The organism is Blautia sp. HCP3S3_B11, assembly GCF_052064435.1.
GTDB lineage: Bacteria > Bacillota > Clostridia > Lachnospirales > Lachnospiraceae > Blautia_A.
The window spans coordinates 40,054-62,147 of the sequence record NZ_JBQHVP010000022.1; the positions used below are offsets into that span (position 1 = coordinate 40,054).

27 protein-coding genes are annotated in these 22,094 nt (G+C 37.8%); 25 read left to right on the forward strand and 2 right to left on the reverse strand.

The window, feature by feature from the left end; translation table 11 throughout:
• The first annotated feature begins 14 nt into the window (after positions 1-14).
• The 8 genes from ACTNC0_RS15525 (at position 15) to ACTNC0_RS15560 (ending at position 7,647) form a co-directional block, all read left to right on the forward strand.
• Complete coding sequence (locus tag ACTNC0_RS15525; protein ID WP_441088085.1) at positions 15-2,156, forward strand: Ig-like domain-containing protein; 2,142 nt, start codon at positions 15-17, stop codon at positions 2,154-2,156.
• 64 nt (positions 2,157-2,220) lie between these two features.
• Positions 2,221-2,754 carry a hypothetical protein gene (locus tag ACTNC0_RS15530; protein WP_196049594.1) on the forward strand — a complete coding sequence of 178 codons (534 nt, stop codon included), beginning with the start codon at positions 2,221-2,223 and terminating at the stop codon, positions 2,752-2,754.
• A 212-nt stretch (positions 2,755-2,966) separates the two neighbouring features.
• Positions 2,967-3,320: a nucleotidyltransferase domain-containing protein gene (locus ACTNC0_RS15535; protein WP_441088086.1), complete on the forward strand. Its 354-nt coding sequence runs from the start codon at positions 2,967-2,969 to the stop codon at positions 3,318-3,320.
• A complete protein-coding gene (locus ACTNC0_RS15540) occupies positions 3,311-3,733 on the forward strand; it encodes a HEPN domain-containing protein (protein ID WP_441088087.1) in 423 nt (140 codons plus the stop codon). Before ACTNC0_RS15535 ends, ACTNC0_RS15540 begins: the two co-directional genes overlap by 10 nt.
• Before the next feature lie 144 nt (positions 3,734-3,877).
• Complete coding sequence (locus tag ACTNC0_RS15545) at positions 3,878-5,275, forward strand: RNA-binding domain-containing protein (RefSeq protein ID WP_441088088.1); 1,398 nt, start codon at positions 3,878-3,880, stop codon at positions 5,273-5,275.
• A 222-nt stretch (positions 5,276-5,497) separates the two neighbouring features.
• The gene (locus tag ACTNC0_RS15550; RefSeq protein WP_441088089.1) at positions 5,498-6,199 is read left to right on the forward strand and encodes a carboxypeptidase-like regulatory domain-containing protein; all 702 of its coding nucleotides are present in this window, start codon (positions 5,498-5,500) and stop codon (positions 6,197-6,199) included.
• 306 nt (positions 6,200-6,505) lie between these two features.
• On the forward strand, positions 6,506-7,408 hold the full coding sequence (locus tag ACTNC0_RS15555; protein WP_441088090.1) for a hypothetical protein: 903 nt from the start codon (positions 6,506-6,508) through the stop codon (positions 7,406-7,408).
• A gap of 59 nt (positions 7,409-7,467) precedes the next feature.
• Positions 7,468-7,647 (forward strand): hypothetical protein, encoded by a 180-nt coding sequence (locus ACTNC0_RS15560; protein ID WP_441088091.1) that lies wholly within the window; start codon positions 7,468-7,470, stop codon positions 7,645-7,647.
• A 72-nt stretch (positions 7,648-7,719) separates the two neighbouring features.
• Here ACTNC0_RS15560 and ACTNC0_RS15565 read toward each other — a convergent pair whose 3' ends face one another.
• On the reverse strand, positions 7,720-7,941 hold the full coding sequence (locus ACTNC0_RS15565; RefSeq protein ID WP_441088092.1) for a helix-turn-helix domain-containing protein: 222 nt from the start codon (positions 7,939-7,941) through the stop codon (positions 7,720-7,722).
• 369 nt (positions 7,942-8,310) lie between these two features.
• Between ACTNC0_RS15565 and ACTNC0_RS15570 the strand changes: the two genes are divergently transcribed.
• A complete protein-coding gene (locus ACTNC0_RS15570; RefSeq protein WP_441088093.1) occupies positions 8,311-8,790 on the forward strand; it encodes a hypothetical protein in 480 nt (159 codons plus the stop codon).
• Between the two features lie 36 nt (positions 8,791-8,826).
• Here the strand turns inward: ACTNC0_RS15570 and ACTNC0_RS15575 are convergent, their stop codons facing one another.
• Complete coding sequence (locus tag ACTNC0_RS15575; protein ID WP_441088094.1) at positions 8,827-9,264, reverse strand: MerR family transcriptional regulator; 438 nt, start codon at positions 9,262-9,264, stop codon at positions 8,827-8,829.
• A 110-nt stretch (positions 9,265-9,374) separates the two neighbouring features.
• Between ACTNC0_RS15575 and ACTNC0_RS15580 the strand changes: the two genes are divergently transcribed.
• The 16 genes from ACTNC0_RS15580 to ACTNC0_RS15655 all read left to right on the forward strand — a co-directional run bounded on the left by ACTNC0_RS15580 (position 9,375) and on the right by ACTNC0_RS15655 (position 21,915).
• The gene (locus ACTNC0_RS15580) at positions 9,375-10,382 is read left to right on the forward strand and encodes an alpha/beta hydrolase (RefSeq protein WP_441088095.1); all 1,008 of its coding nucleotides are present in this window, start codon (positions 9,375-9,377) and stop codon (positions 10,380-10,382) included.
• 2 nt (positions 10,383-10,384) lie between these two features.
• Entirely contained in the window at positions 10,385-10,975 is a 591-nt protein-coding gene (locus tag ACTNC0_RS15585) for a sugar O-acetyltransferase (RefSeq protein WP_118512141.1), read from the forward strand.
• Positions 10,976-10,977: 2 nt separating this feature from the next.
• Entirely contained in the window at positions 10,978-11,520 is a 543-nt protein-coding gene (locus tag ACTNC0_RS15590; RefSeq protein WP_118198810.1) for a flavodoxin family protein, read from the forward strand.
• Positions 11,521-11,975: 455 nt separating this feature from the next.
• A complete protein-coding gene (locus ACTNC0_RS15595) occupies positions 11,976-12,359 on the forward strand; it encodes an acyltransferase (protein ID WP_441088096.1) in 384 nt (127 codons plus the stop codon).
• A 4-nt stretch (positions 12,360-12,363) separates the two neighbouring features.
• On the forward strand, positions 12,364-12,726 hold the full coding sequence (locus ACTNC0_RS15600; protein ID WP_441088097.1) for an aldo/keto reductase: 363 nt from the start codon (positions 12,364-12,366) through the stop codon (positions 12,724-12,726).
• The gene (locus tag ACTNC0_RS15605) at positions 12,650-13,090 is read left to right on the forward strand and encodes an aldo/keto reductase (protein WP_441088098.1); all 441 of its coding nucleotides are present in this window, start codon (positions 12,650-12,652) and stop codon (positions 13,088-13,090) included. Before ACTNC0_RS15600 ends, ACTNC0_RS15605 begins: the two co-directional genes overlap by 77 nt.
• A gap of 862 nt (positions 13,091-13,952) precedes the next feature.
• Positions 13,953-14,378: a GNAT family N-acetyltransferase gene (locus tag ACTNC0_RS15610; protein WP_118331672.1), complete on the forward strand. Its 426-nt coding sequence runs from the start codon at positions 13,953-13,955 to the stop codon at positions 14,376-14,378.
• A 26-nt stretch (positions 14,379-14,404) separates the two neighbouring features.
• Positions 14,405-15,010: a DUF1349 domain-containing protein gene (locus ACTNC0_RS15615; RefSeq protein ID WP_021650112.1), complete on the forward strand. Its 606-nt coding sequence runs from the start codon at positions 14,405-14,407 to the stop codon at positions 15,008-15,010.
• 94 nt (positions 15,011-15,104) lie between these two features.
• On the forward strand, positions 15,105-15,920 hold the full coding sequence (locus tag ACTNC0_RS15620) for an alpha/beta fold hydrolase (protein ID WP_441088099.1): 816 nt from the start codon (positions 15,105-15,107) through the stop codon (positions 15,918-15,920).
• Positions 15,921-15,967: 47 nt separating this feature from the next.
• A complete protein-coding gene (locus tag ACTNC0_RS15625; protein ID WP_062807680.1) occupies positions 15,968-16,492 on the forward strand; it encodes a flavodoxin family protein in 525 nt (174 codons plus the stop codon).
• Between the two features lie 377 nt (positions 16,493-16,869).
• The gene (locus ACTNC0_RS15630; protein ID WP_441088100.1) at positions 16,870-17,103 is read left to right on the forward strand and encodes a hypothetical protein; all 234 of its coding nucleotides are present in this window, start codon (positions 16,870-16,872) and stop codon (positions 17,101-17,103) included.
• Positions 17,104-17,429: 326 nt separating this feature from the next.
• Positions 17,430-17,864 carry a MarR family winged helix-turn-helix transcriptional regulator gene (locus ACTNC0_RS15635; RefSeq protein ID WP_154431024.1) on the forward strand — a complete coding sequence of 145 codons (435 nt, stop codon included), beginning with the start codon at positions 17,430-17,432 and terminating at the stop codon, positions 17,862-17,864.
• A 211-nt stretch (positions 17,865-18,075) separates the two neighbouring features.
• Positions 18,076-18,360, forward strand: coding sequence for a co-chaperone GroES (groES, locus tag ACTNC0_RS15640; RefSeq protein ID WP_075681758.1), 285 nt, complete (start codon positions 18,076-18,078; stop codon positions 18,358-18,360).
• Between the two features lie 46 nt (positions 18,361-18,406).
• On the forward strand, positions 18,407-20,020 hold the full coding sequence (gene groL / locus ACTNC0_RS15645; RefSeq protein WP_441040325.1) for a chaperonin GroEL: 1,614 nt from the start codon (positions 18,407-18,409) through the stop codon (positions 20,018-20,020).
• 73 nt (positions 20,021-20,093) lie between these two features.
• A complete protein-coding gene (locus ACTNC0_RS15650; protein ID WP_441088101.1) occupies positions 20,094-20,600 on the forward strand; it encodes a MarR family winged helix-turn-helix transcriptional regulator in 507 nt (168 codons plus the stop codon).
• A complete protein-coding gene (locus ACTNC0_RS15655) occupies positions 20,578-21,915 on the forward strand; it encodes a citrate/2-methylcitrate synthase (protein ID WP_154431022.1) in 1,338 nt (445 codons plus the stop codon). Before ACTNC0_RS15650 ends, ACTNC0_RS15655 begins: the two co-directional genes overlap by 23 nt.
• Positions 21,916-22,094 lie beyond the last annotated feature (179 nt).

The window sequence follows — 22,094 nt, forward strand, 5'->3', positions numbered from 1 at the left end:
AGGAAGATGAAATTTTGCCCTCAGAAGATACTCAGGAAGTAATGCAGGCTTCAAGTACAAACGAGAGATGTGAGCTCAACCAGTACTATAATATAGTAGATCTTCGTTATACAAGGGGTGGAAATGATTACGGATACCATTATTCTGCATCTATTCCTGAAGATGGAAGAATAAGAATTATGCTTGAAGATTGTTGTGAAAATATGTCGTTAAGTAAACAATATTTCATATTTGGAAATTCACTTGGATATCAGAATTGGTATTATACGTGGTGGAATGTAGGAATGGATACTTACGATTCAGGATGGATTACGGTGCATGCTGGAGAGATTTCAGGAAGATTGATTGATGGTGATTATTATAAGGATAATGTTAATAAAGAGGCAAAGATTATTATAAAATATGAATCACAGGATATGTATCAGGGAGAAAAAGAACCAAATAATACTTATGATACTGCCAATGTTATACAGCCTAACACTACATATGAGGGAAATTGTACGCCAAGACAGGATGTTGACATTTATAAGTTCTATATGGAGCAACCAGGTCTTGCTGTAATAGATATAAAAAATTTACGAGGAGATAACTCTACCACATCTCCTAAAATATATGAGGAAGATGAGCACGAAAATGTTTATCTTATAACAGGTGCGACAAATAAAAGGAGATTGAGGTTACCTGCGGGCGCTTATTATATAGAAATGACTACTACGATGCAGTATTCACTTAGAGTAGATCTTACTTATGAATCCGCAGATGAATATGAGCAAGAAAACAATAATGTTAGAAGTCTGGCAAATAAAAAACAAATTAATACCTGGTATACAGGAAACTTGAATACAGGAAAAGATATTGATTTTTATAAATTTGAACTAAAAAAAGCAGGAAATGCAAAAGTGGAATTTAAGGTGCCTAGACAATCCTCTGATAACTCACTTGTAGCTACATTATACGATAAAGATATGAAGGAATTAGCTCACGTAAGCAATACCACAAATCCGTATGCTACAACAGAAGAGAAAAAATATCCAGCTGGTGTCTATTATGTAACAGTAAAAAGCCCATACTCAAAGGAATTTGAACCAGATTATTCTATCTGCTTTAGCCAGGAAGAATACAAATATGTAAAACAAATTATTCTGCCTGATAGTTTAACTATAAATGCTGGCAAAAAGTACACGTTAACTCCTCAGATCCTTCCTTCAGATGCAGCTAATCCTAAACTTACATGGAGTAGTAGTGACAGCAGTGTGGCAACGGTAAATTCTTCCGGGGTAATTAGTGCAAAACGTGCAGGTACAGCAATTATAACTGCGAAATCCGTTGACGGAAGCGAAGTTGAAGGTAGCGTAAAGGTATCAGTAGAAGCTGCAAAAATAGATATTTCAAATGTGAAGATAATATTGGACAGTGCCTATTCATATAACGGAAAAGCAGTAAAACCTGATTTTTCCATAGAAATTGGAAATGAAGAATTGGTTAAAGATCAAGATTATACAGTTTCTTATGAGAATAATTCAGAAATAGGTACAGCTTTAATGGTTGTTACAGGTATTGGAAATTATACAGGTACAATAGAAGAGAGCTTTGATATAGTACCTCAGGATGTTAAAATTATTTCAGTAAAAACAGCCGGAAAGAAAAAACTCAAAGTATCCTGGAAAAAGGTATCAGGTGTAGATGGTTATATTTTATATCGTTCAACAAGTAAATATGGCGATTACAAACAAATTAAAATTATAAAAAATTCAAAAACAGTAAGCTACACAAATACTTCGTTGAAAGATGGAAAAAAATATTATTATATGGTAGGTGCATACAAAATAATTGATGATGAAGTTTTTAGTAGTCAAAATTGTGTGCCTAAGGGAAATAAAACATTAGGAACAGCTCAGAAAGTAAATGTTGCAGGAACCTACAGAGGAAGTACAACGATTACTGTGCATAAATCTGGAAATAATTATTATGCCAAAGCTTATGGACGTGGTGGAAAAATGAATACAACGGTTCGCTTATATTCTTATTCCGGTGGATATAAAGCGTACTATAGTGGCTCTTCAGATGTATTTTTCACGATATCTAATATTAGTTCAAGTAAGGCGAAAATAACATTCCCATATGTTTCTGAGTTTAATGGCTGGTATTCCAGATAATATATTAACGCTGTTGATATAGAAGATATGCATTCAGTGCTTAGGTAGAGAGGAAGGAAAAAGTATGAAAAGAGATTTTATAAGAAAGATAACGGTATTGCTCGTAATTATAGCTGTTTCAGCTATTAGCTTTCAGAATGGATTACAAGATGTAAAAGCATCAGATATTGATCAAAAGCAGGAAAATACTTCAATTGCTACATACGAAGGTACTCAGACTTATCAAATCAGTAATGAAAAGAAGAATGCTTCTGCAAAAGTGAAGTTTAAAAAGAAAACATTATGGGCGTTTTCTAATGGCGGATTTTATTTAAGGATAAACAGTGTCAAGGGAAGAAAGATGAATGTATCCATTCATATGCCTCAAATGAACGGGTATAATCTGTCAGCAACTATTGATTCCAGTGGGAAGAAAGCAACCGCATATTGTTCGTGCTCAAGTGGGGGATATCATGTCCTTATATTTAAAATTTCAGGAAGTGGAATCAAAGTGACAGAGAAAACACACTGTTATCAAAAACTGCTGGGACGTACAACTGCTGACAGATATAAAACAACTATTACCCATGGATTTTACCCGCAATCATATTTCTATTAAGTAATCAATAAACATTACGGAAGAACCACAGCCACTGAAATTCACAGTGTCGCTGTGGTTTTTCTTTCTTGTAAAACAAATACGACCATGTTATGATGGAAGCACAAAGAGTACTGGCGTTGTTTGTAGAAGGACAATGGATAAATTGTAATAGAAATTCAAATGCAACTAAAAAATGATTTGATAAAATTGAAAAGATGGAGGAAACGGGAATGCTGACATGTATCAAATCACAACGACAGAGAAATGCAGCAGAGTATGCGCTTAAGGTTATTCAGTCATCATGTATAAAACCATATATCCAGTCAATTTATTTATATGGCAGTTGTGCGCGTGGAGAAGAAAAATACAGCAGTGACGTTGATTTGTTTCTGGAATTGTCGGAGTCATTTCGCTCCCGGCCGGAATTAAAGAAATATATCTATCTTTTGAAATCAGAAGTTTCATCTGCAGAATTGGATGATGCAGAAACTGATTTGAAAGTTGTGGTAGGAGATGAATGGAAGAAGAATAAAATGTTATATTATGCGAATGTACGAAAGGAGGGAATTCAGGTATGGCCTTAAGCAGCTACTTTGACTTTGCGGAAAATGATTTTCAATATTTTAAAGCGTCTTATGAGGCCGGTATTGTTGCGAATATGATGGGAGCCATGGCGCAGGGGATATGCGAAAAGTATATGAAACATTTGGTTTCAGAATATTACAAACCAGATAATTCTATTCAGCAGAAAGATTTTGAAAATATTTTGCGTACACATAGTCTTAATAGATTGATGAAGTTTTTGAAGGAAAATATGAGGATGGAATTTTCAAAGAGTACACAAACATACATGAGAATGATAGATGGATTCTATTTCTCAACCAGATATCCAGGTGATGACAGTATAGAGATTGACCGTGATGATGTGGAAATGTGTAATGAGGCGGTAAAAATGTGTCGTAAGGAAATTATGGAATTTGAGAAAACATTCAAATAAAGTGAATGAAATAGAATAAGCACTTCAACGAACAGCAAGGAAGAACCATAGTTACTGAAATTTACAGTGATGCAGTGGTTCTTCTTTCTACTTGATGCTCCTTTCTTTCTTACTTATAATAAAAAAGAAAGAAAGGAGCGCGCTATGCAGGTCTTTGAGAGTGAGAATACTGAATTTAAACAGGAATACGTAAAAGATATCCGCAAGGAAGTCGTTGCCTTTGCCAATTCAGAGGGTGGAGCAGTAATAATTGGCGTTCGTAAAGATGGGGAAGTGGTTGGTGTGGAGAATCCGGATGAGGTGATGTTACAGACTGTTAATTCATTAAAGGATTCAATCGCGCCTGATGTTATGCCATTTGTGAATGTGGTTTCCAGAGAAACAGATGGGAAGTATGTAGTCGAGATCAATGTTTCAGTGGGAACAAACCGCCCCTATTATATAAGGGAAAAAGGTCTGAAACCAACAGGTGTTTATGTGAGAAAAAGGAGTTTTGCACAGCCTGTGACGGATGAGGGGATTCGTGAAATGATTATTCAGAATAGCGGAAAATCTTTTGAAAATGGACGCAGCCTGAATCAGAATTTGACATTTGTGACTTTTTCAGAAGAAATGAAAAAGCGCTCGATTGAATTTGGAACTTCTCAGATGAGAACACTGCATTTTATTGGCGAGGATGGTTTGTATACGAATCTGGCGCTTCTTTTGTCTGATCAGTGTGAGGTGACGACAAAGGTTGCTGTATTTCAGGGAAGAGATAAGGAAGTATTCAGAGACAGGAAAGAATTTTCGGGTTCTCTTTTGAAACAGCTTGAAGATGTTTATCGTTTTATAGATCTTAATAACAGGATAAAGTCGACTTTTTTCGGTCTGGACAGGATTGATGTGCGGGATTATCCGGAAGAAGCGGTGAGAGAGGCTTTGTTAAACAGTATGGTTCACAGGGATTATTCTTTCAGCGGAAGCAATCTGATCAATATATATGAGGACAGAATAGAATTTGTTTCTCTTGGAGGTCTGGTTTCGGGCCTGGAATTGAGATCAATTTTTCTTGGGGTATCTCAGTCGCGAAATCCAAACCTGGCATCTGTCTTCTATCGGATGTCATTGATTGAAAGTTATGGAACAGGAATTGCGAAAATTCGGCGGGCATACAGAAATAATAATGAGAAGCCGGCCTTTGAAACGGCACAGGGAGTCTTTCGTGTTACTCTACCTGACAGAAATGAAACAGAAACAGGTATGGATGCGGGAGAGAGAAAGAAAGCAGGAATGGATTCTATCGTATATATTGACCGTATAAGGAAAGAAACTCAGAATTTGGAGAATGTTAAACGGCGTGAGATACTTGAGCTTCAAAAGAGAAGAATCCTGGAATATGCTATCCGGAACGGAAAGATAACAAGGAAAGAAACAGAAAAGCTGATTGGAGCCGGGACAACGAAAGCTTTTCGACTGCTGAGAGAACTTTGCGATGAGGGAAAACTGGAAACGCAGGGAAATGGAAGATTAAGCTGTTATGTGTCAACGATTAGCAAATAGCAGAAAACTGTAGAAAAATTTTTGAACTGCGAAGATATGATGCGTATACCGGAGCTGGAGGATGTCCTGAAATTAAAGGCCGGAGAAAAAAGAACATATGATGCCACTTATGAGAAAGCTTGACGAGCTTGATGAGAAAGTAAAGAAACATCAGGAAAAATTGTAACATATATAGCTGCGGTGAATATTCTATTAAGGAAGCAATGCGTTGAGGATGTTTGTATGGCTTTTTTTGATAAAGAAATGCATATGCAGCAGGAGAATGTGGATACGGGGCGGTATCAGGTGGTGGTGCTGGACCGGCTGAATAACCGTCCGGTAGAGAATGCAAGAGTCAGAATCTCTTATACAGGTACGCCGGACAGTGTTATTGAAGAAGTGGTGACGGATTCCTCTGGCCGGACACCGGTTCTTGAATTAAAAACGCCGCCGCTGGAATATAGTATGGAGCCGGTAGAAGAACAGCCTTATGCAGAATATACGGTGCAGATCGATGCGGAAGGTTTTGAACCCAAAGAAGTAGCGGGCAGTGAGGTTTTGCCGGATGTTTTGTCCAGACAGCCGGCAACTTTAAATGCTATGGAACCGGGAGAAAGCTACCAGCGGGTGGTGATTCCGCCACACACGTTGTTTTATGAATATCCGCCTAAAATAGAAGAATCTGAGATTAAGCCGATGAATGAGACGGGAGAGATCGTGCTGAGCAAGGTTGTTATTCCGGAATATATCGTAGTACATGATGGCCCGGTAAGTGATTCTTTGGCAGAGAATTATTATGTGCGTTACAGAGATTATATCAAAAACGTAGCCAGCAGCGAAATCTATGCCACCTGGCCGGATGATACGATCCGGGCAAATGTCCTGGCAATTATGTCGTTTACGTTAAATAGAGTTTATACTGAGTGGTACCGGAATGTTCACTAATTCGGTATTGCAGGAACATTCAGTTTGATGAATTATGTATTAAAGTTCATGGGAAAAACGCTTATACCATAGAGAATAATGGGGATAAAGAAGATTAATCAAATAACTGCCCAAATTGGACTTGCCATATGAATGTAAATGCTATATAGTATAAGATGTAAGCAGTAATCTAAATTTTCTAATAAGCGATTTTTCAGGCAATATCTGCCACTGATTCCAAAGATAAAAATACATAATTTCAAAGAGATTAAGTATTCAATAAAACCCGTCAAAATGTTATAATGTAAGTACAAAAAGGAGTGTTATATGAATAATACGATTTTTGATGATGTATTTCGTACAATGATCGAGAAGATGCCATATCTGGCAGTGCCACTGATCAATGAAGTATTCCATACATCATATCCGGAAGATGTGAAGATCACACAGCTTCGCAATGAACATCAGCAGGAGGATGGAGAGATTATTACAGATTCCTGTCTTCTGATCGGAAAGAAAATGTACCATATCGAGTGTCAGAGCACAGACGACATGACGATGGTAATAAGAATGATCGAATATAATTTTACAATTGGCATAGAACATGCAGAAAAGCAGGGACGCAGATACCGGATAGAATTTCCAAAGTCCTGCGTACTGTTTCTGCGAAGTTCTGGAAACACGCCGGATTATCTGGAGGCAGATGTAGTTTTTCCGGATGGAAATACATATTTATATTCCATACCTGCTATAAAAATGGCTGATTATACAAAAGACAGCATCTTTGAGAAAAACCTGTTAATGCTGTTGCCATTTTATATTATGAGATACGAGAAAAAGGGACATGATTTTAATAACAATCCGGAATTATTCCAGATGCTTTTAAACGAATATGAAGAAATCAGGGTAAATCTGGAGAAAGAACTGACAGAAACAGGTAAATCGGAACTGTATACAGATTTGACAAAGCTAATTGTAAAGATTGCGGATTATATCTTCCGTAAGGAAGAAGATGTCCGGAAAGGAATAGGTGATATTATGGGAGGAAAAGTTCTGGAACTGGAATCTGAAAGACTTAAAGCTGAGGGAATTCAGGAAGGCATGATTGCTGGTGCAATTAGAACCTGTAAGAAATTTAAACTTGATAAGGAAGCTGTTGTTAAAAATGTAATGGAAGAGTTTTCTTTATCTGAAGAAGATGCTGTTAATTATGTGAAGAAATATTGGTAATATATAATGTACTCTATATCTTACGAAAAGAAGATGTTCGGAAGGGAATAGGTGAAATTATGGGAGGAAAAGTTCTGGAACTGGAATCTGAAAGACTTAAAGCTGAGGGAAAAGCGATTGGACGTGCAGAAGGAGAGACAATCGGACAGGCGAGAGGTGATTGGACAGGTTCAGGGAGAAGCTCGACTTGGAAGTTTAATTACTCGATTGCTTCAGGATCAGAGAATTGTCATATCTGAATTCTTACCAAAAAGGAGTTATTTTTTACCCAAAACACAAACTATTTTACACTACCATTTTACACTTTCATATTACAATCCTGAAGCTTCTCTAATATATTTTTCTAATGCCAGTTTGCTGATTTTCCAAGTCCTTCCCATACGGAATCCTTTGATAGTTCCTTCATTAAGTAGTTCATAAATACGATTTTTACCAACACCGAGAAAGGCGGCAACTTCAGCGACAGTCATGATATCTGATGGATCACTGTTGGAATCTAAGGGGCTTTTGTAAAATGGAAATGAATTTGTCAAGATTTTGTCCTCCCTGTATAGATAATTATTTTTTTAATTAGATGTTTAATTTCGGTAAATTTTTTACTCATTAGAAAATGTAGAACTTAGAAGAAGTAGGACTTCTGTTTGAAAAAATTAACAAAAATATCGGAAATGCGAGAGTTTTGTCAATAAAAGAATGAAAAACTAAATAGAAGAATTCAGGATGCAGTAGATGAAACAGAAGCACCGGAAGCTGTAGCCAATCTCGTGTGGTCTATATTTCTTTGGTGGTCACAGATCAACGATATACAGAAAATGTTAGCTTTGCAGAATAAGCTGCAGTCCAATCGGATTGATATGAAAGGGGTCATACAGGAATATCAGGAGACTCAGAGAACTGCTGAAGTGAGTGAGAAGAAACAAGCCTTTCTTCAGGATTTTAAAGAAATGATTACGGAGGCAATAAAGGCGTTAAAATCGGACACAGAATGGGCAGAGCTGGGGGATTATTATTTGGCTCTCACATTTCTTTTCGACATGGTTGATACTGAGTTATCCTCAGAATTCAACATAACAATCGGAAACCAAATGCTGGTAGCATATCCGTCAAAACTTGGTCACATTTTGGACGATACTCCACCGTTGCTTGACTACTCAGCAGGTTCTGGCGAATTTATCAAATACAAGGGGCGTTCCTACTGCTGGGTAGAAATTTCACAGGAGGGGCAAATTCTTCTTACGAAGAAAATGATGGATTTTTTGAAGGTGAGACCCGGAATGGAGCTGCTCTCTATCCGCAGTAGCGACATCGCGTTTACGATGGGAGCTAAAGGACCGCTATTGGAAAAAGCAGAAAACTATGATGGTGAAATTCCGCTTTTTTAAGTGTAACAATTTCCAGTTTGATGGAGAAAGCAAAAATCAGTCATGCCCTTTATCATATAGTTTCTGTATATTTTTTGGAAGTTTGTCAGGCAACATGGCATTTATAGCATCTTCGTTACCATCTTTCATTGCTGTTTCGTAATACCAGCACTTGAATTTTAAGAGGGAGAGAGTTTTTTGAAGTGCCTGAATTTCAGTTTCAACAGCTGATTTTCTGGTTTCAAATAATTCTTTCCTTTTTTCATAGCTGGAGCTGCCTTCAGATACCCAGATAAAAAATTGCTTTATATCTTTTATCTCAAGACCGGATTTCTTCAGACATTCAATGATACGAAGTGCTTCTAATTCATTATCGCTGAAATAACGGATATTTCCCTTACGTTCCAGATTAGGGAAAAAGCCTTCCTTGTCATAATACCTTAATGTAGAAACAGGAAGATTAAACATTGCAGAGACCTGACCGATTGTATACATAAAAAACCTTCTTTCAAATTTATACTTGACCTAAAGTTAACTTTAGGTTGTAAGATATTTATATCATATACTATTGTTAGTGTAATTACAAGAAATTTTGCATATGGAGGATGTTAAATACGTTAAAAACAGAAAAATTAAAGCTGGTATCTGAATGGGATAAAACTTTTCCACAGAGTGAAAAAGTAGACCATAAGAAAGTGACATTTGTAAATCGTTATGGAATCACACTTGCCGCAGATTTGTATAAACCGAAAAATGCATCTGGGAAATATCCTGCGATTGCCGTAAGCGGACCATTTGGGGCAGTCAAAGAACAGTGTTCCGGATTATATGCACAGACAATGGCTGAAAAAGGATATTTAACAATTGCATTTGACCCTTCTTTTACGGGGGAAAGTGGAGGCTATCCAAGATTTATGGCTTCTCCAGATATTAATACAGAAGATTTTATGGCTGCTGTTGATTTCCTTTCTGTTCGGGAAGATGTGGATCCGGATAAAATAGGAATCATTGGAATCTGCGGCTGGGGTGGAATGGCTCTTAACGCAGCTGCGTTGGATACAAGAATAAAAGCAACCATTGCTTCTACCATGTATGATATGACAAGAGTAAATGCGAATGGATACTTTGATTCTGAGGACAGTGAAGAAGCACGTTATGCAAAGAAACAGTCACTGAATACCCTCAGGACAGAAGAATACCGTAAAGGCGAATATTCAAGAGGCGGTGGTTGTGTTCCCCTTCCGGTTCCGGAAGATGCACCTTTCTTCGTAAAAGATTACAGTGAGTATTATAAAGGCAGATGTTATCATAAAAGGAGCCTGAATTCAAATGATGGCTGGAACAGTATTGGATGTATGTCATTTATGAATCAGCCAATATTAAAGTATAGTAATGAAATCAGAAGTGCAGTCCTTATCGTTCATGGAGAAAAAGCACACAGCTATTATTTTGGAAAAGATGCTTATGAAAATATAATCAAGAACAGCAAGTACACATCCAATAAAGAACTGCTGACAATTCCGGGAGCTGTTCATACAGATCTATACGATAATCCGGATGTGATCCCATTTGACAAAATTCAGAAATTTTTTAAAGAAAACGGAGTTGGTTAATTATGACGTGTGAAGAATATTTGAGTAATATGAAGCCCGGATATATCGTAGATGGTGGAAGTGAAGAACATCTGGTTATGCATGAGCTGTCTCAAAGGGCATTAAAGATAACGATGGAGCTGAATAACAAATATCATACAAAAGAAGAAATTATACAGCTTATGTCGGAACTTACCGGACAAAAAATAGATGAAAGTTTTGGAATGTTTCCTCCGTTTTATACAGACTGCGGACGAAATATCCATATAGGTAAAAATGTTTTTATTAATGCAGGATGTAAGTTTCAGGATCAGGGTGGTATTTATATAGAGGATGGAGTCCTGATTGGACATAATGCAGTATTGGCAACGATCAATCATATGGAAGATCCCGAGAAAAGAGCAGGTATGATATTTCAGCCGATTCACATCGAAAAAAAAGTGTGGCTTGGAGCAAATGTAACGGTTCTTCCGGGGGTTACGATTGGTGAAGGTTCGGTCATTGCAGCCGGAGCAGTTGTAACAAAAGATGTTCCGGCCAATATGATTGCGGCAGGAGTGCCTGCGAAAGTTATACGGAAGGTTAAAAAAGACACTGAAAAAGGAGAAATTTAATCATGGCAAAAAAAGTATTGATCATATCGACAAGTCTTCGAGGAGGCAGCAATTCTGATATACTTGCAAATGAGTGTGCAAAGGGAGCAAAAGAAGCCGGGCATGATGTGGAACTTCTTTCTTTGAAAGGAAAAGATATAAAATATTGTATCGGTTGTCTATCCTGTCAGAGGAATGGGATGTGTGTACTGAAGGATGATGTTGCAGATATTATGGCAAAAGTAAAGGATGCGGAGGTCATTGTCTATGCAACACCAATTTATTACTATGAGATGTGTGGCCAGATGAAAACACTTCTTGATAGATTGAATCCTTTATATTCGACAGATTATTCATTCAGAGATATTTATATGATTGCAACTGCCGCTGAGAATGATGAAAGTGCATTTGAAAAAGCCTACAATGGTCTGCAAGGCTGGGTAGACTGTTTCGAAAAGGCTTCCTTGAAAGGCATGGTCGGTGGCGGTGGAATTGATGCTGCAAATATAGCTGCAAGCCATGCTGATGTGATGAAAAAAGCATATGAACTTGGAAAGAAATTATGAGTTTGAAAAGAGTACTGTTATTTAGTCTGTGTATATTAGTTTTATCTGGGCTTGTAGGATGTAGAGAAACAGAAATTACCGTCAAATCGGGATTGTGCGCCCAGATAAGGGCGAGTAGTCTAGCAGGTGGAATGCCTGTCTGGTAAGGTCTAACCAACCGCCAGTAGCGAGTCTTGGGTCTTCCACAGTCTGCGTCATACCAGCGTTTATGAAGAAAAAATCAAAAGCTCTTGACTTGGAGTTAACTTCAAGTAGTATGCTAATCGAAGGTAGAGGTTAGAAAAATGGAATGCAAGGAAATACGTGTTGATGTAAGAACTGCGTCAATAAAAGAAAGTACAGAAGGGCAACGTCAGACAAAAATATTATTTCAGATTAATCATACAATGCCTTTTACTGATGAATATAATCATTTATTAAAGGAATTGTTTGGAAATAACCTAGGAGATGGGAGTATGATATCACCACCGCTTAATGGAGCATGTGTTGGAAGCGTAAAGATTGGCAGGAATGTATTTATCAATTCTAATCTTCTTGCAATGGCAAGAGGTGGAATAACGATTGAAGACAATGCTATGATTGCTGCAAATGTACAGCTTATTTCCAATAATCATGATCCATATGATTTGTGTACTCTGACTTGTAAGCCTGTTCTGATAAAAGAATATGCCTGGGTAGGAGCTGGAGCTACGATACTTCCGGGAGTATGTATCGGAAGACACGCAATTGTGGGAGCTGGATCTGTAGTGACAAAGGATGTACCGGATTATGCAGTAGCAGTTGGAAATCCGGCAAAAGTAATAAAAATGCTTGATAAAGAAAAATTTCAGGAGGACTAAAAAGATGGAAAATATGAAGTTGAATAACAATTTGGAATGTCCAATGCTTGGACTAGGAACTTTTATGTTATCACCAGAGGATGCCTACACAAGTACATTAGAGGCATTAAAAATGGGATATTCCCTAATTGATACAGCAAATACTTATGTAAATGAGCGTGCAGTTGGAAGAGCAATCAAGGATAGTGGAATTGATAGAAAAAATATATTTCTATCAACAAAAATATGGGCTAGTAAATATGAAAATGAGAATACTGTAGAAGAAATTCTAGAAAGACTTGGTGTTGATTATGTGGATTTACTTTATATACACCAGCCTGCAGGCAACTGGCTTGCCGGATACAGAATGCTTGAAAAAAGCGTATAGAGAGGGCAAAGCAAAATCCATTGGTATCTCGAATTTTGAAGGAAAATATATGGAAGAGTTGGAAACAAAGTGGAAAATTGTACCTCAGTTTATTCAGGTGGAAGCACATCCATATTTCACACAGAAAGAACTTCGTGTAACTTTAGACAAATATGGAATTAAGCTTATGAGCTGGTATCCGCTGGGACATGGAGATACAGCATTAATGAATGAGTTGGTATTTGCAGGACTTGGCAAAAAATATGGAAAAACACCTGCACAGGTTATTCTCCGTTGGCATACTCAGATGGGATTTGTTGTAATTCCTGGAAGTAAAAATGCAGAACACATTAAGGACAATATGGATATCTTTGATTTTGCATAAACAGATGAAGAAATGGAACAGATTGCAAAGCTGGACAAGAATGAAAGATATTATCACCGCACGGATGAACAGCTTGTACAGTTTGCAAACTGGAAACCAGAGTTTGAAAATAATATGGAGAAAATAGTATGAGCAAAAATGATGTATGGCTGAATCAGTAAAATGGGGAAGTACGGAGCAACTGCTTCCATCTTTTTATCTAGAAGTAGCAGTAAGTAAATCCGAGTAAAATAAAGTCAAAAAATCATCGACATCCGACCTACAGCACGTTATAATATAGTTAATCTAATAAGAAAACCAAGTGATCATTGTTACGAAGCTGAATCGTAATGGTGGCCAACTGAGTGAACTCGATGGAACGGAATGGTTATATCCTCCGGGTGCTCCGAGCACCGGACGAGCACCGAAAGGTGCTTTACAGAGATGAAAACAGGTTTTCTTATTTTGACAGGGAGTAACAGAATAGTTAGGAAAACCAAGGATTTCCTTGACTTAGGTTGACTAATCATTGTATGTATTTACAGTGGTATCTCGAGCTCCTAAGCGAGGGGTCGGAGGTTCAAATCCTCTTGGCGACGGGCTTCAAAGCGTTCGAAAATGTTAGCTGGATTAGCTGACAACGAACGCTTTTGTTATTTTCTAAACACGTTCGTGACACAAAATTCCATTCAAAAGGATCAATTTCCAGCTAACATTTTAGTTTTGCTCTGTATTTGTACCACTCTATATAACGAAACGCTCAGATGCTGTTTTGCAGTAGGGGAAAAGAAAAATATCAAAAAATTGATGATTAATGGTGAGCTTGTGATATAATGGATAAAAGAGAAAAGCATAAAGGATGTAGTTGTGGAGAATATTTGTTATGATTAGAAAGTTGCTGAACGGAGATATCGATAGAGTTGCTGACATATGGTTAAAGACAAATCTGAAAGCACATTATTTTATTTCCAATCAATACTGGAAAAGTAATTATGAATTAGTGAAAGAAATGATGTCACAATCCGAAGTCTATGTGTATGAAGATGATAAAATGATTCAAGGATTTGTAGGACTAAATGCTGAATATATCGAAGGTATTTTTGTCTCCGATGAAATGCAGTCATGTGGCATAGGTAAGCTTTTATTAGATTATGTTAAGGATAAAAAAGTTAGCTTACGATTAAATGTATACCAGAAGAATGCCAGGGCAATTTCTTTTTACCAAAGAGAAGGGTTCATTATTCAATGTGAAGATTTGGATGAAGATACTGGTGAAAAAGAGTACACTATGCTATGGAAACGAAAATAGAAATCGGAAGTTGGAGGGATAATGAAATGAATATAAAAGATTTTAAGTGGACGAGAGAACCTGATGATTACACGCTGACAGATGACAAAATTGAGATTATTACACAGCCTGGAACTGATTTGTGGCAAAGAACTTACTATCATTTCCGCAATGATAATGCTCCGGTTTTGCAGATAGAAACAGAGGAAAAGTTTTTTTCATTTATGGTGAAAACAGATTTTAAGGAAAGCCATCATCGCTTTGATCAGTGCGGTGTGGTTATGTATCTTGACAGTGAGAATTGGTTGAAAGGTTCTATAGAATATGAGAATGACAATTTTCAGCATCTGGGAAGTGTTGTGACAAACAATGGATATTCAGATTGGGCAACTACGGAAATTGATGCAGAGATTAAATCTATGTGGTATCGTCTCAGTAGACGTGAAGATGATTATTGCATTGAATGTTCTGAGGATGGCATACGGTTTAAGCAAATGAGGATTTGTCATATGTGGGCTGGTGCAGGAAAAATCAAATTTGGAATTTATGCATGCAGTCCGGAAGATTCATCGTTTAAAGCGGTATTTACAGATATGAAATTGACGGAGTGTCAATGGAAAGCCCACGACGGTCAAAAACCGGATGAGATGTAGCAGAATGTATTTGATAAAAAAAACCAATATGAAAATAGTTAAAGTTTTTCAGTTTGTGTAACTGAGAAAAATGAAAATTGCGGAGGTGGATTTGTTGAAGGAAAGTACATATCAAACTCCTTGCGGAACAATTCACTATTGGTCAAGTATTCTGAGTTTGGATACAACGACGCTTGTATTTCTTCCGGGGCTGACTGCTGACCATAGACTGTTTGATAAACAGGTTGCGTACTTCGATGGAAAATATAATATTATTGTATGGGATGCACCGGCTCATGCCTTTTCCTGGCCGTTCCGGTTTGATTTTGACTTGTTTGATAAGGCAAAATGGCTGAATGGGATTCTTGAAAAAGAAGAAATCATAAAACCAATTATAATCGGTCAATCAATGGGAGGATATGTAGGCCAGGCTTATGCACAATTGTATCCTGACCGGCTGGCAGGTTTTATTTCCATTGATTCAGCACCGCTCCAGAGAAACTATGTGACAGCAGTGGAGATCTGGCTTCTGAAAAGAATGGAACCAGTATATGCACATTACCCATGGAAGTTGCTTTTGAAATCCGGAACAAAGGGAGTTGCAACTTCTAATTATGGCAGAAACCTGATGAAGGAAATGATGCTGGTCTATGATGGTGATCAGCATCGTTATGCACAAATTGCCGGGCATGGATTTCGTATTCTGGCAGAGGCAATGGAAAAGGATCTGCCTTATGAAATCAAATGTCCTTCCCTGTTGATATGTGGTACAAAGGATCATGCCGGTTCATGCATAAGGTATAACAGAGAATGGCATCGAAAAACGAAAATTCCTTTAAAGTGGATTGAAGGGGCCGGTCATAATTCTAATACAGATAAACCGGAGATGATCAATAGTTTACTAGAAGAGTTCTTCTCGAATATTTTATGACAGGCAACCTAAAGTTATTTGAATTGAAAAAGTTGGAGGATACACGCATGAAAATTGTAATCATTAATGGAAGTGCCAGAAAAGGAAACACGCTGACAGCAATCAATGCATTTATAAAAGGAGCGTCAGAAAAGAATGAAATTGAAATCATTGAACCCGACAAACTCAACATTGCACCATGCAGGGGATGTGGTGTCTGTCAATGCTCTAAGGGATGCGTCGATAAGGATGATACAAATCCTACAATTGATAAAATTGCTGCCGCAGATATGATTCTTTTTGCTACGCCAGTTTATTGGTGGGGAATGTCAGCACAATTGAAATTAGTCATTGATAAGTGCTACTGCCGTGGATTGCAGTTAAAAAATAAAAAAGTGGGCACGATTGTTGTAGGTGGTTCTCCCGTAGACAGTATCCAGTATGAGCTGATTGATAAGCAGTTTGACTGTATGGCAAAATATCTTTCATGGGACATGCTTTTCAATAAATCATATTATGCAACAGCCAGAGATGAACTTGAAAAAAATAAGAATTCCATGAACGAACTTGAGGGAATCGGAAAAAATTTATAAAGCACACTCCAAATTCCAGTTTGTAGAATTCAAAAATTTAATATGAAATGTGAGATAGAGCGTATGGAAATAATCTATGAAAGACTGATGTGTGAAAAAGATAGTTACATTTGAAAATAGAAATATGGAAAAATAAATGATAAGACCTCCTGTGTGCAAATAGATAACTCACAGGAGGCACTATAGTATACGGTATTATCAATAGATTATTCTGCAAATCCCTGCTGTTCCATTTCGTATTCGACTTTAGATTCATTTCCTTGGTTGGTGGAGGCGAACAGATGACGGAATATGAAGCGGCAGAACGGACCAACAACTAAGATCTGCAGTGGGTAAGCCATAATGAAATTTAGTGGATTCTTGCTAACACCAAAGTTATGATGGAAATGGTCTGTGAGACGGATTCACTTGACAGGGATTTACAGGATAGCATCACAGAACTTAATGTCATTTCGGAGCAGATGCAGATTGCCATTGCAGAGAACAGCCGTGTGGCATTAAATCAGGATGAGTATGAAAAACACTATGCCGAACTTACAGCAAGGTATGAAAAGGCAAAGGCTGGGTATGATGATATCGCAGAGCAGATTGAAAGCAAGAAGGCAAAGTGAGAATTGTTTAAAGGATTCATTCGCACTTTGGAAAAGCAGGACGGCATAACCTGCGAGTTCGATGCCGGGATTTGGAGCAGTCTTGTACAGGAAGTGATTGTGAAATCCAAGGACGATATAAGATTCATGTTCAAGAACGGATTTGAAGTAAGAGTATAGAAATAGGATTTGATGGCACTCGGGCAGTGAAATACTGGGGTGGTTTATGTGGAAAAAATGTAGGCGATATGATATGATAAACGATAAGATGTCCCATGAAAAAAATTTTGATGGATTAATTTGATATTTTGTAAAAAGAGTAAAAACAAAATAGGAGTGAAATTTTGATGAATATTGAAAAAAATTTGAGAGGTGGAAAGTTTAATCGTCTTCTTGAAAAAGCTATGGTTGATGTAAAAAATAAGACAAACCTAAACAGATTGGAACTGGAAGTTGTTTATTTGCTATCTCATTATGATGATATAACAACATTGACGGATATATGTCGGTACACGCAGATGAATAAAGGTCATATGTCTACTACTTTAGAGAATCTTGTTAAACAAGGATACATTGTATGCAAAAGAGATGATAAAGATCGTAGATATGTGAAATATGAGCTGACTGATGCGTCGGAACATCTTTGTCAGGAAATGGAGATTCTCTGGGCAGAGTTAACCGCCAAGGTGGTGGAAGGAATTGATGAAAGTTCTTTGGCGGTATTTAACCGGGTGTCTGAGCAGATTAGTCATAATATAGACAGATTGTTGGAGAATGACTAGGAATTGTTACACCGAGTAATCGGTGTGCTATTTTTTTATTTCTTTTGAAAAAATGGGTTGACATAAGTTTTTTATGTGCTATAATCCTTTTTAAACAAACAGTTTGGAAACAAAATGTTTATATATGCTTCATATGAAGCATATATTTTTTGCAAAATAAGTAGCACTCAATACAAGAGAGTGCTAACAATAAAGAAAAGAGGTAATGATTATGCAGTTAAAACCATTAGGAGAGCGTGTTGTTTTAAAACAGCAGGAAGCAGAAGAAAAAACCCAGTCCGGAATTATATTACCGGATAGTGCAAAAGAAAAGCCACAGACAGCTGTTGTCATTGCAGTAGGACCTGGAAGTGAAAAGAATGGAAAGAAAACAGAAATGCAGGTAAAAGAAGGCGACCGTGTGATTTATTCTCAGTATTCCGGTACAGATGTTAAGTTGGAGGATGAGGAATATATCATCGTAAATCAGTCCGATATTATTGCAATTGTGGAGTAGTAAAATAAAAATACAGTTATTTTATATGTAGAAAGAAGGAATTAACATGGCAAAGGAAATTTTGTTTGATATCGATGCAAGAAAAAAGATGGAAGCAGGCGTTGATAAGCTGGCAGATACAGTAAAGGTGACAATCGGACCTAAGGGACGTAACGTTGTATTGGATAAATCTTACGGAACTCCTTTGATTACGAACGATGGTGTTACGATTGCAAAGGAGATTGAACTGGAAGATCCTTATGAGAATATGGGTGCACAACTTGTGAAAGAGGTCGCAACCAAAACGAATGACATTGCAGGAGACGGCACGACAACGGCAACTGTTTTGGCACAGGCTCTAGTAGGCGAGGGTATGAAAAATATAGCAGCAGGTGCAAATCCAATTATTTTGCGAAAAGGAATGAAGAAAGCAGCAGATACAACTATTGAAGCACTGGTTAAAATGAGCAAGCCTGTAACCGGAAAAGATCACATTGCAAAGGTTGCTGCAATATCTGCAGGTAATGATGAAGTCGGAACAATGATTGCCGATGCAATGGAAAAGGTTGGAGAGAATGGCGTCATCACAATAGAAGAATCAAAGACGATGCAGACAGAGATAGAGGTTGTAGAGGGAATGCAGTTTGACAACGGTTATTTATCTGCTTACATGTGTGATGATAAAGAAAAGATGATAGCTAATATGAATCATCCATACATTTTGATTACGGACAAAAAGATATCTAATATAAAGGATATTCTTCCTATATTGGAGCAGGTAATGCAGCAGGGAAGAGAAATGCTGATTATTGCAGATGACGTAGAGGGTGAAGCACTTACAACACTAATCGTAAACAGGTTGAGAGGCACACTCAAGGTCGTAGCTGTAAAGGCACCGGGGTATGGTGATGGTCGTAAGGAGATGTTAAAGGATATTGCAATTCTGACAGGTGGACAGGCAGTACTCGATGACCTTGGCATGCAATTAAAGGATATCACAGTTGATATGCTTGGACAGACTAAATCAGTTAAAGTAACAAAGGAACATACAACCATCGTGGATGGCGAGGGCAAGAAACAGGACATTGAAGAAAGAATCGCAATGATTAAGAGACAGGCTGCAGATGCTTCTGAGTACGACAGGGATAAGCTGGTAGACCGGGTGGCTAAGCTCGGCGGTGGTGTTGCAGTTATTAAGATTGGAGCTGCAACTGAAACAGAGATGAAGGAAGCTAAGTATCGTATGGAGGATGCATTAAATGCCACTAGGGCTGCTGTGTCAGAGGGCATCATCAGTGGCGGCGGATCTGCTTATGTTCACGCACAAAAGGCAGTATATGACATGATATCAAGCATGGAGGGTGATGAGAGAACAGGAGCAGAGATTGTAGCCAAGGCATTGGAGGCTCCGCTTCGTGCCATTGCTGAAAATGCAGGCCTAGAGGGTGCTGTCATCATCAATAAGGTAAAGGAGTCAGATGAGGGCATAGGCTTTGATGCAATTTCTGAACAGTACGTCAATATGGTCGATGCAGGAATTATTGATCCTGTCAAGGTTACAAGAAGTGCACTTTCCAATGCGATTAGTGTGTCATCAACCTTATTAACAACGGAGGCTGCTGTGGCAAATATTAAGGAAACAGCACCTGCAATGCCGGCACAACCGGAAATGGGCTATTAAAATAATCCATTCTCTTTTACGAAGGGAAGTGACAGTCTGTTGCTTCCCTTATTTTAAATAAAGGAGGAGTAATATGGCAGAAACTATAGGAAATACAGATATTATAAAGCTGTCCAACGAATTGATATACCAAAGGCACTTGTTTAACCGGGAGCATAGAAAAGATATCTTTATGAAAATGAGTATCCCGGAATACATTGCATTACAATATATTGCAATGGAGGAGACATCCGACATTTATTCAGGACGAGTCTATCTGAAGGATTTAGCGGACAAGCTTCAGATGACGATGCGACAGATTTCTAAAATGGTAGAAAAGCTACGAGACGTAGGACATGTATTATGGTCTCATGACGGTAACGGCAGTGAGGGCACCTATGTTACAATTACTGAAAGCGGACGAAGCCTGTTAAGGGCGCAGGAAGAAACACTTAAGAAGTATTACGGGAAGGTGTTCGAAAAGTTTGGAAAGGATAATTTGATTCAGTTACTACAGCTTATGAAGCAGTTGGAAACTATTATGAGCAGTGAGGTGGAGAATCTGGAGGTGAATAGAGATGACAACGGAGCAGATGAATGATTATTTTGAAGAATTGGAAGCAGTTTGTCTGAAAAATGATAACATTGCTCCGCGGTTATTTGAAGAATATGGCGTAAACAAAGGGCTTAGAGATGAAAATGGGAAAGGTGTCCTTACAGGACTTACCAACATATCAAAAATAGTGTCTTCAAAAATTGTTGATAATCAGAAGATTCCCTGCGATGGGGAATTGTGGTACCGGGGCTATCGAGTGGAAGATTTGATTCATTGTTTAGGACAAAATGAGTTTGGATTTGAAAAAATAGCATATCTTCTTTTGATGGGAAAACTGCCTGATGAAAGAGAGAAGGAAGACTTCGATAGAATTATTGGAGAGTGTAGGACATTGCCAACCAATTTTACAAGGGATGTCATTATGAAAGCACCTTCGGAGGATGTCATGAATTCCATGACCCGAAGTATTCTTACCCTGGCATCTTATGATAAAAAGGTAAAAGAACCAAGTGTCAGCAATTCGCTGCGTCAGTGCATCCAGCTCATCAGTGAGTTCCCATTGTTGGCAGTATATGGATATAATGCTTACAATCATTATGAAAAAAATGAGAGTATGTATATTCATCATCCCGATAAACAGCTTTCCACCGCGGAAAATCTATTGATGCTTCTGCGACCAGACAGGAAATATACCCTTACAGAGGCAAAGGTTTTAGATACGGCACTCATTTTGCATATGGAACATGGAGGAGGTAATAATTCTACATTTACCACAAGAGTCGTTACGTCATCCGGGTCTGACACTTATTCTACGATGGCAGCAGCAATGTGTTCGCTAAAAGGACCAAAACACGGAGGCGCCAACATTAAGGTAATGGAAATGATGGATGATATTAGGGCGCATATAAAGGATTATTCAGATAAGGATGAGATAGAAGCATACTTAAGAAGGATTGTTGATAAAGATGCATTTGACCAAAAGGGCTTAATCTATGGAATGGGACATGCAGTATATTCTATTTCTGATCCCAGGGAGAGAGTATTTAAAGATTATGTAAAACAACTGGCAGAGGAAAAGAAAAGGCAAAAAGATCTTGAATTGTATGAAAACATAGAGATGCTTGCTCCAAAGATCATAGCAGATAAAAGACATATCTATAAAGGTGTCAGTCCCAATGTAGACTTTTACAGTGGATTTGTCTACGATATGCTGGGTATACCGGTAGAACTTTATACAGCCATGTTTGCAGTAGCTAGAATCGTAGGTTGGAGTGCACACAGAATAGAAGAGATGATTTGCACGGATAAAATCATCAGACCAGCATATATGAGTGTTATGGAAGAAAAAAGACTCAGTTAGAGAGCTTTCTAACCAAGATTTCAGATGGTGTAATAATAAAATAATGCGTCAGCATATACATAAAATTAAAGAGCAGCAGACTTCATAGGGGGAGACTGTCCGAAAACTCGGATAATCTAATCTGATGAGAAAAAGATTGATATGCTCTTGTGAGCGTTCAATATAAATTAAAATTGCAC

Excerpts from the sequence above, each read along its gene's own strand:
- ACTNC0_RS15610 (WP_118331672.1), top strand. The coding sequence starts at position 13,953 with ATGATTAGAAAGTTGCTGAACGGAGATATCGATAGAGTTGCTGACATA.
- ACTNC0_RS15575 (WP_441088094.1), bottom strand. The coding sequence starts at position 9,264 with ATGTATACAATCGGTCAGGTCTCTGCAATGTTTAATCTTCCTGTTTCT.
- ACTNC0_RS15545 (WP_441088088.1), top strand. The coding sequence starts at position 3,878 with ATGCAGGTCTTTGAGAGTGAGAATACTGAATTTAAACAGGAATACGTA.
- ACTNC0_RS15630 (WP_441088100.1), top strand. The coding sequence starts at position 16,870 with ATGATGGAAATGGTCTGTGAGACGGATTCACTTGACAGGGATTTACAG.
- ACTNC0_RS15650 (WP_441088101.1), top strand. The coding sequence starts at position 20,094 with ATGGCAGAAACTATAGGAAATACAGATATTATAAAGCTGTCCAACGAA.
- ACTNC0_RS15530 (WP_196049594.1), top strand. The coding sequence starts at position 2,221 with ATGAAAAGAGATTTTATAAGAAAGATAACGGTATTGCTCGTAATTATA.
- ACTNC0_RS15560 (WP_441088091.1), top strand. The coding sequence starts at position 7,468 with ATGGGAGGAAAAGTTCTGGAACTGGAATCTGAAAGACTTAAAGCTGAG.
- ACTNC0_RS15615 (WP_021650112.1), top strand. The coding sequence starts at position 14,405 with ATGAATATAAAAGATTTTAAGTGGACGAGAGAACCTGATGATTACACG.
- ACTNC0_RS15635 (WP_154431024.1), top strand. The coding sequence starts at position 17,430 with ATGAATATTGAAAAAAATTTGAGAGGTGGAAAGTTTAATCGTCTTCTT.
- ACTNC0_RS15655 (WP_154431022.1), top strand. The coding sequence starts at position 20,578 with ATGACAACGGAGCAGATGAATGATTATTTTGAAGAATTGGAAGCAGTT.
- ACTNC0_RS15595 (WP_441088096.1), top strand. The coding sequence starts at position 11,976 with ATGATATCACCACCGCTTAATGGAGCATGTGTTGGAAGCGTAAAGATT.
- ACTNC0_RS15550 (WP_441088089.1), top strand. The coding sequence starts at position 5,498 with ATGGCTTTTTTTGATAAAGAAATGCATATGCAGCAGGAGAATGTGGAT.
- ACTNC0_RS15540 (WP_441088087.1), top strand. The coding sequence starts at position 3,311 with ATGGCCTTAAGCAGCTACTTTGACTTTGCGGAAAATGATTTTCAATAT.
- ACTNC0_RS15585 (WP_118512141.1), top strand. The coding sequence starts at position 10,385 with ATGACGTGTGAAGAATATTTGAGTAATATGAAGCCCGGATATATCGTA.
- ACTNC0_RS15580 (WP_441088095.1), top strand. The coding sequence starts at position 9,375 with ATGTTAAATACGTTAAAAACAGAAAAATTAAAGCTGGTATCTGAATGG.
- ACTNC0_RS15535 (WP_441088086.1), top strand. The coding sequence starts at position 2,967 with ATGCTGACATGTATCAAATCACAACGACAGAGAAATGCAGCAGAGTAT.
- groL (WP_441040325.1), top strand. The coding sequence starts at position 18,407 with ATGGCAAAGGAAATTTTGTTTGATATCGATGCAAGAAAAAAGATGGAA.
- ACTNC0_RS15555 (WP_441088090.1), top strand. The coding sequence starts at position 6,506 with ATGAATAATACGATTTTTGATGATGTATTTCGTACAATGATCGAGAAG.
- ACTNC0_RS15605 (WP_441088098.1), top strand. The coding sequence starts at position 12,650 with ATGTGGATTTACTTTATATACACCAGCCTGCAGGCAACTGGCTTGCCG.
- groES (WP_075681758.1), top strand. The coding sequence starts at position 18,076 with ATGCAGTTAAAACCATTAGGAGAGCGTGTTGTTTTAAAACAGCAGGAA.
- ACTNC0_RS15600 (WP_441088097.1), top strand. The coding sequence starts at position 12,364 with ATGGAAAATATGAAGTTGAATAACAATTTGGAATGTCCAATGCTTGGA.
- ACTNC0_RS15590 (WP_118198810.1), top strand. The coding sequence starts at position 10,978 with ATGGCAAAAAAAGTATTGATCATATCGACAAGTCTTCGAGGAGGCAGC.
- ACTNC0_RS15625 (WP_062807680.1), top strand. The coding sequence starts at position 15,968 with ATGAAAATTGTAATCATTAATGGAAGTGCCAGAAAAGGAAACACGCTG.